At 74.4% G+C, this 10,897-nt stretch carries 10 protein-coding genes, 1 pseudogene and 1 riboswitch; of the genes and pseudogenes, 7 read left to right on the forward strand and 4 right to left on the reverse strand.

Annotated elements, in window-relative coordinates:
- Positions 1 to 330: 330 nt before the first annotated feature.
- Positions 331 to 1,935: a substrate-binding and VWA domain-containing protein gene (locus ACIWVC_RS32615; protein ID WP_396455020.1), complete on the reverse strand. Its 1,605-nt coding sequence runs from the start codon at positions 1,933 to 1,935 to the stop codon at positions 331 to 333.
- 214 nt (positions 1,936 to 2,149) lie between these two features.
- Between ACIWVC_RS32615 and ACIWVC_RS32620 the strand changes: the two genes are divergently transcribed.
- The 3 genes and pseudogenes from ACIWVC_RS32620 to glyA all read left to right on the forward strand — a co-directional run bounded on the left by ACIWVC_RS32620 (position 2,150) and on the right by glyA (position 5,055).
- Entirely contained in the window at positions 2,150 to 2,620 is a 471-nt protein-coding gene (locus tag ACIWVC_RS32620) for an Lrp/AsnC family transcriptional regulator (RefSeq protein WP_396452604.1), read from the forward strand.
- Between the two features lie 130 nt (positions 2,621 to 2,750).
- Positions 2,751 to 3,551 (forward strand): annotated as a pseudogene (locus ACIWVC_RS32625) (DMT family transporter); the annotation flags it as partial.
- Positions 3,552 to 3,643: 92 nt separating this feature from the next.
- A riboswitch (ZMP/ZTP riboswitch) is annotated at positions 3,644 to 3,730 on the forward strand.
- A gap of 53 nt (positions 3,731 to 3,783) precedes the next feature.
- Positions 3,784 to 5,055 carry a serine hydroxymethyltransferase gene (gene glyA, locus ACIWVC_RS32630; RefSeq protein WP_396452606.1) on the forward strand — a complete coding sequence of 424 codons (1,272 nt, stop codon included), beginning with the start codon at positions 3,784 to 3,786 and terminating at the stop codon, positions 5,053 to 5,055.
- On the opposite strand, the gene ACIWVC_RS32635 is transcribed toward glyA, so the two are convergent.
- Entirely contained in the window at positions 5,052 to 5,834 is a 783-nt protein-coding gene (locus tag ACIWVC_RS32635) for a class I SAM-dependent methyltransferase (RefSeq protein ID WP_396452608.1), read from the reverse strand. The genes glyA and ACIWVC_RS32635 overlap by 4 nt on opposite strands.
- Before the next feature lie 117 nt (positions 5,835 to 5,951).
- Between ACIWVC_RS32635 and ACIWVC_RS32640 the strand changes: the two genes are divergently transcribed.
- Genes ACIWVC_RS32640 through ACIWVC_RS32650 form a run of 3 tightly spaced genes read left to right on the forward strand, consistent with a single transcriptional unit; the run spans position 5,952 to position 8,687 of the window.
- Positions 5,952 to 6,617 (forward strand): carboxymuconolactone decarboxylase family protein, encoded by a 666-nt coding sequence (locus tag ACIWVC_RS32640; protein ID WP_396452610.1) that lies wholly within the window; start codon positions 5,952 to 5,954, stop codon positions 6,615 to 6,617.
- A complete protein-coding gene (locus tag ACIWVC_RS32645) occupies positions 6,610 to 7,203 on the forward strand; it encodes a GNAT family N-acetyltransferase (RefSeq protein WP_396452611.1) in 594 nt (197 codons plus the stop codon). The genes ACIWVC_RS32640 and ACIWVC_RS32645 overlap by 8 nt, the downstream gene beginning before the upstream one ends.
- Positions 7,204 to 7,253: 50 nt before the next feature.
- A complete protein-coding gene (locus ACIWVC_RS32650; RefSeq protein WP_396452613.1) occupies positions 7,254 to 8,687 on the forward strand; it encodes an NAD(P)/FAD-dependent oxidoreductase in 1,434 nt (477 codons plus the stop codon).
- Here ACIWVC_RS32650 and ACIWVC_RS32655 read toward each other — a convergent pair.
- Both ACIWVC_RS32655 and ACIWVC_RS32660 read right to left on the reverse strand, forming a co-directional pair.
- Positions 8,674 to 9,441, reverse strand: coding sequence for an isocitrate lyase/phosphoenolpyruvate mutase family protein (locus ACIWVC_RS32655; RefSeq protein ID WP_396455021.1), 768 nt, complete (start codon positions 9,439 to 9,441; stop codon positions 8,674 to 8,676). The two genes, ACIWVC_RS32650 and ACIWVC_RS32655, sit on opposite strands and share 14 nt — an antisense overlap.
- Positions 9,442 to 9,513: 72 nt before the next feature.
- Positions 9,514 to 10,266, reverse strand: a complete 753-nt coding sequence (locus tag ACIWVC_RS32660; protein WP_396455022.1) for an aspartate/glutamate racemase family protein — start codon at positions 10,264 to 10,266, stop codon at positions 9,514 to 9,516.
- On the opposite strand from ACIWVC_RS32660, the gene ACIWVC_RS32665 reads away from it, so the two are divergent.
- Positions 10,265 to 10,897 carry an aminotransferase class I/II-fold pyridoxal phosphate-dependent enzyme gene (locus ACIWVC_RS32665; RefSeq protein WP_396455023.1) on the forward strand — a complete coding sequence of 211 codons (633 nt, stop codon included), beginning with the start codon at positions 10,265 to 10,267 and terminating at the stop codon, positions 10,895 to 10,897. The genes ACIWVC_RS32660 and ACIWVC_RS32665 overlap by 2 nt on opposite strands.

The following is a 10,897-nucleotide window of genomic DNA, read 5'->3' on the forward strand; positions in this document are numbered from 1 at the left end:
CCCTCGCCAAGCTCCGCGAGAAGCGCGCCGCGGTGAAGCAGGCGATGGAGGCTGCAAGGTAATCCCCAGGGGGGCGACCCCCTGGAACCCCCGTTAGCGACGCAGGCGATCCTCGCGCCGCTGTTGCGGTCTGTCGTGCCTGTGCGGGCGTGTGTGGCGTCGCTGCGGTCGCCTGCGTCGCCGGGCATGCCCGCTCCGGGCGCAGAGCGCCCTCCGCGTGCCTGCCCGTGGCCGTCGCTTCGGTCGGTGGCCACGGCGCGGGTCTGGTCCAAGAGGGTATGAATCGTGCTCGTCCAAGAGGCGTCTGTGTTGGTCCGGGGGGCCGTTCTCTTAGCAGGTGGGGGCGCATAGGCGGCGGGCTGTGGCCTGGCCGAAGATTCGCAGGATGTCTTGCGGGGCGTGCGCGGTGTAGACGCTGCCGCCCGTCGCGTTGGCGATCTTGCGTAGTTCGGTGGTGTCCACGTCCGGGCCGAAGCCTATGACGATGATCTGTACGGGACGGGCCGGGTCCCGGTCCTTGCGCAGGGCCGTCAAAGTCGTCTGGAGGGTGGGGCCGTCAGGGTCCTCGTTGCGGCCGTCGGTGAAGACCAGGACCGTGTTGACCATCTCCGGCTTGTAGGTGCGGCGCATGTAGCGGACGGCGGCCAGGAGGGTGTCGTAGAGGGCCGTGTCGCCGTCCGGTTTCGGGCGCAGGGACGTGAGGGTGCTCAGGATGCGCTGGCGGCGGGTCGTCGAGCCTATGCGGCTGCCGAGAGGGCCCATCGGCACGGTGACCCGCCAGTCGCGGTCGCCGGCCATCTCCGTGGAGAAGATCCACTGGCCGAGTTCGGTGTCGTCCGGCTGGAGGGCGAGGCCCTGCTGGGACGCCTGGGCGATCGCCTGCAGCCGGGTCAGCTTCGTGCCGGGCACGGGCCGGGCCATCGAGCCGGACACGTCGATCAGTGACAGCATGCGGGAGCCGAGCGCCAGGCGTGCCCATGCCTGTGCGACCTGCCTGACCTCGCGCGGCTCCGGGACGGGAAGTTCGGGCGGCAGCCAGGCGTCCACGCCGTCGGCGTCGGCGAAGGAAGGCGGCGGGTCGCCGTCCGGGTCGCGGAAACCGTGCGTCTGGAACACCCTGCGGGCCTCGTCGGTGCGCAGCGCCTGCTCGAACCGCCGGACCGGCGGCGTGTCGTTGACCGGCATCACCGGATAGTCGAGGAAGAGGGTGCCGTCGCGGGGATAGACCGCCTCCGCGGGGTCGGACGGCTTCGCGCGGTTGTGCGCCCACACGGCCTGTTCCGAGGTCAGGAGGATGGGGACGCGGCGGGACGTGCGGTCGGTGAACGCGGCGAACTCCGCTCGCGCGTCCTGGGCGATGCCCTGGCGGACGTCGCGGGCGAAGGCCGCGAACGCGGACATCCTCCTGTTCCGTCCGTGGACGATCAGCAGCGACGTCATGCCCGCGCCGGTGCGGGACGGGTCGGCGATCTTGAGGTCGAAGGTCCGGGAGTCCGCGGAACCCGGGACGGCCGAGTTCAGGATGTCTTCCCAGGACTCGTTCACCCGGCCGGCCTGTGCCCGCGGCAAGGCCGCCACCAGCGGGGACCTCGCCAACGAGCTCGCCGCCGGTGGATCGTCGAGCATGCGGAGCCACAGCGACGCGTCGGGTATCCACAGGTCGGGCTTGCGGACGCCGGCGCCGGGCGGGATCTGCCCCGCGAGCAGCGCCGTCACCCCGGCCGGGCCCGCCGAGCGCACGGCGACCCGCATGCATCGGGTCTCGCGGTTGAACGCCGCGGCCACCGCCGAGACCGCCTCCGTGATCTCCGGCGCGGCGGCCACGTCGACGACGGGGGCGGCCGCCGGGCATTCCTCGGCCTCGGAGAGGGCGTACACCGACGTCCCCAGCACCGCGGCCAGCGCGATGCCCGAAACGGCCGACGCTCCGCGCATCCGGCGCCTGCGCCGCCCCCCGCGATGAGTTCCGCTCACGATCGACCTCTCCCGAAGCTGTGAGCCGCCAATTGTCGGGGTGGGAAGGCGCCGGCGGCATCGGCGAAATCGCCTGCGCCGTGGCAGGGTCGAATAATCTTCGGGATGTGGGGCTTCCGGGCGTGGTTCACGCGCGGGAGTTCGGCTTCTGGCGGTCGATTCGGGAGGGGCGGCGGTGGACGCGGTCGATCAGGCGATCCTGCGGCGGCTGCAGCGGGACGGGCGGCAGACCAACCGCGAGCTGGCGGAGGCGGTGGGGATCGCGCCGTCCACCGCCCTGGAGCGGACGCGGGCGCTGCGGGCGCGCGGCGTCATCACCGGATTCCACGCGGCGGTGGACTTCGAGCGCCTCGGGCGGGGCGTGCAGGCGCTGATCTCGATCAGGATCCGGCCGCAGTCGCGGGAGGCGATCGAGTCGGCGCGGGACGGCATGGCGGCGATGCCCGAGGCCGTCGGCGTCTTCGTCGTCACCGGCAACGAGGATCTGCTCGTGCACGTGGCCGTGCCGAGCACCGCGTACCTGCGCGACTTCGTGCTCGATCGGCTCGCGCGGCGCAAGGAGTTCGTGGACGTGCGGACGACCGTCGTCTACGACTACGTCCAGCCCGTGGAGCAGTCCGAACTTCCCACGAGCGAGACGCGGTAGCGCCGAACGTCGTGTGGGCGGCTCTGTTCGGTGGGCTTTCGTGGCGAATGAACGGCGGGTGTGGGCTGCTAAGGCGAATGAAGTTCGGTGCTGAGAACTGTCTGCCGCATATCCTTCTAGCTTCGGTCGTATGGATCGACGAAGCAATCTGTCCGGGTCGCTGCTCGTGCTCGCGGCCGGGGTGCTCTGGGGGACGGTCGGGCCGGCGCAGGTGCTGGCGGGGCCGGCGGCGAGCCCGGTCGCCGTCGGCGGCGCGCGGATCTTCTCCGGCGGGCTGATCCTGGCCGTGCTGGTGCTCGGCGCGAACCGGCGCGCGTTCCTCACGCTGGGGCGGCGGACGTGGGTTCCGGTCCTGGCGGCCTCCGCCGCCACCGGGACCTTCCAGGCCGCGTTCTTCAGCGCGGTCGACCGCACCGGCGCCGCCGTCGCGACCGCCGTGGTGTTCGGGCTGGCGCCCGTCTCGACCGGGCTGTGCGAGCGGCTCGTCCTGCGGGCGCGGCTCAGCGGCAGGTGGTGGGCAGGGACGGCGTGCGCGATCGGGGGCGTCGCGTTGCTGATGGTGCCGGGGACGGCCGTCCACGTCGACCCGGCGGGGATCGTGCTGAGCCTCGTGGGCGGGACGTGCTTCGGCGTCTATACGGTGTCCGCCAAGGTCCTCACCGGGCGGGACGCGGGGATGGCCGCCGCGGTGTCGGTCACGCTGCTCGCCGGGGGAGCGGCCCTGCTGCCCTGGGCGGTGGCCGAGCTTCCGGCGCTCGCGGAGCCGCGTTCGGCGGGCCTCGTCGCCTGGCTCGGGATCGCGGCGACGGCGGCCGCGTACATGTTCTTCGTCACCGGGCTGGGGCGCGTCTCCGCCGCGACGGCCGGGACGCTCAGCCTCGCCGAGCCGCTGGTCGCGGCGGGGCTCGCCATCGCCGTCCTCGGCGAGCGCATGTCGGCGCCGGTCGCGGCCGGGTCGCTGCTCCTGCTCGGCGGGCTGTTCGTCGTCTCCGTCCCGGCGCGGCCGCGGCCGCCCCGGTATGATGGCGTGCACGTGACTGGCGCAGTGAAGGTGGAGACGACCACCGGGGAGCGAAACTAGTCCGCACGCCGCGCGCCTGGGCGTACGGGTCCCCTTCGCCGGGGCGCCCGAAACCCCGGCGCGAGCAGCGCGGAGGCTCACCATGCACGAACCGCCCGTCCCCCATCTGCAGGACCAGGACCCCGAGATCGCCGGGCTGGTCGAGGCCGAGGCCCGCCGCCAGTACGAGAAGCTCCGGCTGATCGCGTCCGAGAACTACGTGTCGCCGGCGGTGCTGGAGGCCACCGGCTCGGTCCTGACGAACAAGTACTCCGAGGGCTACGCCGGCAAGCGGTACTACGAGGGCCAGCAGAACGTCGACCCGATCGAGCTGCTGGCGATCCAGCGGGCGAAGGAGGTGTTCGGCGCCGAGCACGCCAACGTCCAGCCGTACTCGGGGTCGCCCGCGAACCTCGCCGTGTACATGGCGTTCCTGGAGCCCGGCGACCCGGTGATGGGCCTGTCCCTGCCGATGGGCGGGCACCTGACGCACGGCTGGTCCGTGTCCGCCACCGGCAAGTGGTTCCGTCCCGTCCGGTACGACGTGCGCGCCGACACCGGGCGGGTCGACATGGACCAGGTCCGCGACCTGGCGCTCAAGGAGCGGCCGAAGCTGATCTGGTGCGGCGGCACCGCCATCCCGCGGACGATCGACTTCCCGGCGTTCGCGGAGATCGCCCGCGAGGCCGGCGCGGTGCTCGCCGCCGACATCGCCCACATCGCCGGGCTGATCGCGGGCGGCGCGCACCCGTCCCCGATCGGGCACGCCGATGTGGTCACCACCACCACGCACAAGACGCTGCGCGGCCCGCGCGGCGCCATGATCCTGTCGACCGCCGAGCACGCGAAGGCGATCGACAAGGCGGTCTTCCCCGGGCTGCAGGGCGGCCCGCACGACCACACCACCGCCGCGATCGCCGTCGCGCTGAAGGAGGCGGCCCGGCCGGACTTCACCCGGTACGCCCGGCAGATCGTCGCGAACGCGAAGGTGCTGGCCGCCGCGCTGACCGACCGCGGCTACGACCTGATCTCCGGCGGCACCGACAACCACCTCATCCTGATCGACCTGACGAACAAGGGCGTCGCGGGCAAGCCGGCGGCGCAGGCCCTCGACCGCGCCGGGATCGAGCTGAACTACAACGCCGTCCCGTTCGACCCGCGCAAGCCGTTCGACCCGTCCGGGCTGCGGCTCGGCACCGCCGCGATCACCACCCGCGGTCTCGGCGAGGAGCAGATGCCGCAGGTCGCGGCCTGGATCGACGAGGTCGTGCAGGCCGCCGCCAAGCAGGACGAGGCGGTCGTCGAGCGCGTCGCCGGGCAGGTCCGCGAGCTGCTCGCGGCCTACCCCATGCCGGGCTGGGCGCCGGCGCCCTAGACGCCCCGCAGAATCGTGATCATCCGCCAGGCGGCGGGGTCGGTGAGGGCCACCGCGTCCTCACCGGTCCCGAAGTCGCCGTACCGGGCGACCGCGCCGAGGCCGCCGGCGAGGCGGACCGCGGCGTCCAGCTCGGTCGCCGTCCAGAAGCGGTAGGGGACGACGTCGCGGATCACCCGCGTGCCGCCGCCGTCCGTGATCGTCATCGTCACGTGGTCGTCGGCGACCTGGGTGACCGGGTCGAGCCTGTCGGACGGCTCGCCCCACCGCACGTCGGCCCGCACGCCGTCGCGCCGGACCGTCCAGCCGGTGCTGACGCTCGGCTCGTCGCCCAGCCGGTCCCGGGGGTGCGACATCTCCACGATGTAGAGGCCGCCGGGGGACAGGTGCGCGGCGACGCGGCGCAGGTGCGCGACGAACGCGTCCAGCGTCATCAGGTGGGACGTCGAGTCGAGCATGGTCACGACGAGGTCGAACCGGCGGCCCAGGTCGAAGCGGGTCATGTCGTCCCGGACGACCTCCACCTCGACCCCGGCTCGTGCGGCCTCGCGGGCGGCGTAGGCGCACATCTCCGGGTTCAGGTCGAGCGCCGTCGCGGCCAGGCCGCGCCGGGCGAACTCCCGGGCGTGCTCGGCCGGGCCGGCGGCCAGCTCCAGCACCGACGCCGGCTCCGCGCCCAGCTCGGCGCACCAGCCGAGGAGCACGTCCACCTCGGCCGGCACGTCGCGGAACGAGCACGCCAGCTCGTACGCCCACGGGTCGTCGTAGATGCCGCTCACCCGGCCATCCTGCCAGCGGGCGCGGTGTCACGCCGCCGCCACGTCACCGTGTGCCAGGGGTTTCACATTCCGGACCGGGGGTTGAGCCGCCCGCGCCGAGCGCCTAGCGTGCGGTAAGTGATCGACCCCGTGAGCGGTGAGCACGTCAACGATCGACCGCGCCGCGGCCCGTCCCCGCCCCGGCTGCCGCTGCTGCTCCCCGAGTCCCTCAGCGACGAGCAGCGCGCCGTGTACGAGGCGGTGACCGGCGGCCCCCGCGCCGAGGGCCGCACCCCGCCCGTCGGCCTCGCCGACGACATCGGCCGGCTGCACGGCCCCTTCAACGCCATGCTCTACAGCCCGTCCGTGGGCCTGCCGCTGCAGGACCTCGGGGCCGCGCTGCGCTTCCGGACGGCGTTCACCAAACGCGAGCGGGAGATCGCCACGCTCGTCGTCGCCGCGCACGCCCGCTCCGACTACGAGTGGTACGCGCACGAGCGGATCGGGCGCCGGCACGGGCTCACCGAGGCGGAGACCGACGCCCTGCGGGCCGGCCGCGCCCCGATGCTCGGGGACGTCCGCGAGCGCGTCGTGTACGAGGCGGTCCGGCAGCTCGCCGCCGAGGGCGACCTCTCCGACGCCGTGTACACCGAGGCGGTCGCGACGCTCGGCCGCGCCGCCGTCGTCGAACTGGTCACGCTCGTCGGCTACTACCAGGCGCTCGCGCTGCAGCTGCGCGTGTTCCGGGTCGGCCTCCCGGACGGGGAGGAGGCGCCCGAGTGGCCGGAGGACGCCGATGAGTGAGGTGCTGCGCACCGTGCGGCTCGCGCTGCACCCGGTGTCGATGCGCGACCACAGCGCGCTGCTGGCGCACTGGACGGGGCCGCTGGTCCGCCGCCACCTGTTCGACGACCGGGTGGTCACGCCCGTGCAGGTCAGCGAGATCATCGAGGCGAGCGAGCGGGACTTCGCGACCGAGGGCTACGGGCTGTGGGCGCTGCGCCCCGCCCGCTGGTCCGCCGGGATCGACGCGCTGGGCGCCGCGTCCGGCGACCCGCTGATCGGCGTCGCGGGGCTCAGCCACCACGAGGGGCCCCTCGGGCACGGCGTGGACGTCGAGATCCTCTACAGCCTCGAACCGGAGCACTGGGGGCGGGGCCTCGCGGCCGAGGCGTCCCGCGCGGTGCTCGACTACGCGTTCGGGGTGGTGGGCGTGCACCGCATCACCGCCGAGATCGACACGGCCAACGCCGCGTCGGCGGAGATCGCGCTGCAGCTCGGGATGCGGCGGTGGCGGGACGGCCCGTCCGGTCCCGACGGCGCCGCCTACTATGCCGCGGAGCGGTCCCGCTGGATCGGATCCCGTCGAATTGTGGATGCAGTCCCATAGAATCCGTTGCCACCTGTTGATTTCGCTGCGGAATACAGCAGGATTAGCGCATGAGCTCCTCCTCTGGCCGCGCGCCTCTCGCGGCCGGCTTCGGCAACGGCGGCGTCTCGTTCTGGTACCGGTCCGCCGGACTCCCCGAGCCCGGCCCCCGGCTGCCCGGGCCGCGCACGGCGGACGTCTGCGTCGTCGGCGCCGGGTACACCGGCCTCTGGACCGCCTACTACCTCAAGCGCGCCCGCCCCGACCTGCGGATCGTCGTGCTGGAACGCGAGTTCGCCGGGTTCGGCGCGTCCGGCCGCAACGGCGGCTGGGTCCTCGGGGAGATCGCCGGGTCGCGGGAGCGCTACGCCGCCCGGCACGGCCGCGCCGCCGCGATCGCGCTGCAGCGCGCCATGTTCGGCGCGGTGGACGAGGTCGTCCGGGTCGCCGCCGCTGAGGGCATCGACGCCGGCCTGGTGAAGGGCGGGGTGCTGCACGTCGCCCGCAACGCCGCGCAGCGCGCCCGGCTCGCCGCGATGGTCGACGAGGCCCGCCGGTGGGGCTGGACGGACGACGACCTCGTCCCCCTGCCCGCCGCCGAACGCGACGACCGGCTCCGCGTCGAGGGCGCGACCGGCGCGGCGTGGAGCCCGCACTGCGCCCGCGTGCAGCCCGCCGCCCTCGCCCGCGGCCTCGCGGCGGCGGTCCGGAAGCTCGGCGTCGAGATCTTCGAGGGGACGCCGGTCGTGCGGATCAACCCGCGGCGCGGCGGCGCGGCCTCCGCCGCCACCCCGTACGGCACCGTCACCGCCCGCTACGTGCTGCGCGCCACCGAGGGCTTCACCGCCGGGCTGCCCGGCCACCGCCGCGACTGGCTCCCGATGAACAGCTCCATGATCGTCACCACGCCGCTGCCCGCGGTCACCTGGAAGGCGATCGGCTGGGAGCGCCGCGAGCTCCTCGGCGACATGGCGCACTACTACATGTACGCGCAGCGCACCGCCGACGACCGCATCGCGTTCGGCGGGCGGGGCCGCCCCTACCGCTACGCCTCCCGCGTCGACGCCGGCGGCCGCACCGACCAGGGCACGGTCGACGCCCTCTGGGCGATGCTGACCGGGATGTTCCCCGCCGTCGCCGACGAAGGGCGCGTCGACCACGCCTGGTCGGGGGTGCTCGGGGTGCCGCGCGACTGGTGCGCGACAGTCGTCCTCGACCACGGGACGGGGCTCGGCCACGCGGGCGGCTACACCGGGCACGGCGTCGCCGCCGCCAACCTCGCCGGCCGGACCCTCCGCGACCTCGTCCTGCGCGAGGACACCGCGCTGACCGCGCTGCCGTGGGTGGACCGGCGCGTCCGCCGCTGGGAGCCCGAGCCGCTGCGCTGGCTCGGCGTCCACGCGATGTACGCGCTCTACCGGGCCGCCGACGCGCGCGAGTCGGCGTCGGGGTCGCCGGGCACGTCCGCCCTGGCGCGGCTCGCCGACCGGATCACCGGCCACTGACGAGCCGCTGCACGTCCCCGTAGCCGAGCGCGGGGCGGTCGCCGCCCTCGCCGGTGACGGCGAGGGCCGCGGTGACGGCGGCGTGCAGCGCCCTGCGGAACGGCAGCGACCCGGTGCTCACCCGGTGCACGCCCAGCCGCGCGAGCCGCGGGTACTCCGTCCTGCCCGGCAGGTACAGGACGTTCAGCGGCACGCCCGCCGCCTCCAGCACTGCCCGGATGTCGGCGTCGTCCACGATGCCCGGGACGAACACGCCGTCCGCGCCGGCCTCCGCGTAGGCGCGCACCCGGCGCAGCGTCTCCTCCCGGTCGGGGCCGCCGAGCCAGAACGTGTCGGTGCGGGCGTTGAGGAACAGCCCCGGCGCGGCCCGCTTCACGGCGGCGAGCACGCTCGTCTGGTGGCCGAGGGGCGCGAGCGTCCCGTCCGGGCGACCGTCCTCCAGGTTGATCCCGGCGATCCCGAACGAGGCCAGCTCGGCGGCGAGGCCGGCGACGTCCGCGGCCCGGTCGGAGAACCCGCCCTCGATGTCGACGGTGACCGGCACGGGCAGCCGCGCCAGCGTGCGGGCGAGCGCGATGGTCTCCTCCCGCGTGTCGCCGGTCGCGTCGGTCTTCCCGGCCGCCGCCGCGACGCCGAGGCTCGTCGTCCCGATCGCGGGGAACCCCGCCTGGACCAGCGCCGCACCGCTCGCGAAGTCCCACGCGTTCGGCAGCACCAGCGGGCGGTCGCCGTGGTGCAGCTCCCGGAAGTCCATCGCGCCCCCCTCTCGGTCGCCCCGGCCCGTCCCCGGAGGATTCCCCCTGGTCATGGACAAAACGGGCTCTGATCAGGCTAGCGGCGCCTCGTCTCGATGCCGCTGGAAATGTCCGCCGCGCCAGTCGGGCAGCGGGCGGCGGCCCACCGCGACCTCGAACGCGGCGCGGGCGAGCAGCCGGGTCGAGTCGAGCGTCGGCAGCGGCGAGACGCCGGGCGTCACCAGCAGCGGGATCTCGGTGCACACCAGCGCGACGGCGTCGCAGCCGCGCTCGGCGAGCCGCTCGATGACCTCCGCGTACGCGCGGCGCGACTCCTCGGTGAAGACGCCGTTCACCAGCTCCTCGAAGATGATCCGGTCGACGGTCTGGCGGTCGGGGGCGTCCGGGACCTCGGCGGCGATGCCGCGGGCGGCCAGCTCGCGCGGGTAGACCGGGCCGTCCATCGTGAAGCGGGTGCCGAGGACGCCGACGCGTGTCCGGCCGTCGGCCGCGGCCTGCTCGGCGACGACCTCGGCGATGTGCAGGCCCGGCAGCGGCAGGTCGCCGCCGGGGCGTTCGAGCGCCAGGTGCGCGGTGTTGTCCGGGCAGGCGAAGAAGTCCGCGCCCGCGGCCGCGAGCCGCCGGACGCTCTCGGCCAGGACCGCCCGGACCGCGTCGTGGTCGCCGGACTCCCAGGCGGGCATGCTGCGGGCCAACGCGATGAGGTCGAGGGTCACGTCCGGATGGTCGTCGGGGCCGAGCTCGCGGAAGCCCTCCTGGCAGAAGGTCCGGAAGCAGAGCGCGGCGCCTTCCGCGCTGTGGGCGAGTATGCCGAGGTGTTTCATGGTCCATCCTGTTCGGCTCGGTGGATCTCCGTCCACTCTGCCGCCCTCCCGGCGATCTTCGTGCCTTTACGACGGCGAGTTCCGCTACGACCGGCAGCCGGTCGGCGCCCTGCAGGGCACGGCCCCCGACCTCGTCGTCCACGGCGGCACCGCGTCCAAGACGCTGGCCCCGGCGCTGCGGATCGCGTGGCTGGTGCTGCCCGCGCACCTGGTCGAACCGGTCACCGAGGCCAAACGGCTCGCCGACGCCCACACGCAGTCGCTCGCTCAGCTCGCCCTCGCGGACCTCATCGAGACCCACGCCTACGACAGGCACGTCCGCGCGTCCCGGCTCCGCTACCGGCGCCGGCGCGACCTCCTCGTCGAGACGCTGCGCGCCCGCGCCCCGCACGTCCGCGTGCGGGGCGTCGCGGCCGGCCTGCACGCCCTCGTCCTGCTGCCCTCCGGCGGGCCGGACGAGGACGAGGTCATGCGGCGCGCCGCGTCCCTCGGCCTCGCGCTCATGCCCCTCCGCGAGCACTGGCAGGACCCGTCCGGGCGGCCGCAGGGCTTCGTCATCGGCTACAGCACCCCGCTCGGCGCCGCCTACCGGCCCGCGCTGGACGCCCTGTGCGAAGCCCTGCGCCCCTAG

The organism is Actinomadura sp. (assembly GCF_044508335.1).
Classification (GTDB): domain Bacteria; phylum Actinomycetota; class Actinomycetes; order Streptosporangiales; family Streptosporangiaceae; genus Spirillospora.

Excerpts from the sequence above, each read along its gene's own strand:
- ACIWVC_RS32615 (WP_396455020.1), bottom strand. The coding sequence starts at position 1,935 with ATGCGCGGAGCGTCGGCCGTTTCGGGCATCGCGCTGGCCGCGGTGCTG.
- glyA (WP_396452606.1), top strand. The coding sequence starts at position 3,784 with ATGCACGAACCGCCCGTCCCCCATCTGCAGGACCAGGACCCCGAGATC.
- ACIWVC_RS32645 (WP_396452611.1), top strand. The coding sequence starts at position 6,610 with ATGAGTGAGGTGCTGCGCACCGTGCGGCTCGCGCTGCACCCGGTGTCG.
- ACIWVC_RS32650 (WP_396452613.1), top strand. The coding sequence starts at position 7,254 with ATGAGCTCCTCCTCTGGCCGCGCGCCTCTCGCGGCCGGCTTCGGCAAC.
- ACIWVC_RS32655 (WP_396455021.1), bottom strand. The coding sequence starts at position 9,441 with ATGGACTTCCGGGAGCTGCACCACGGCGACCGCCCGCTGGTGCTGCCG.
- ACIWVC_RS32665 (WP_396455023.1), top strand. The coding sequence starts at position 10,265 with ATGGTCCATCCTGTTCGGCTCGGTGGATCTCCGTCCACTCTGCCGCCC.
- ACIWVC_RS32660 (WP_396455022.1), bottom strand. The coding sequence starts at position 10,266 with ATGAAACACCTCGGCATACTCGCCCACAGCGCGGAAGGCGCCGCGCTC.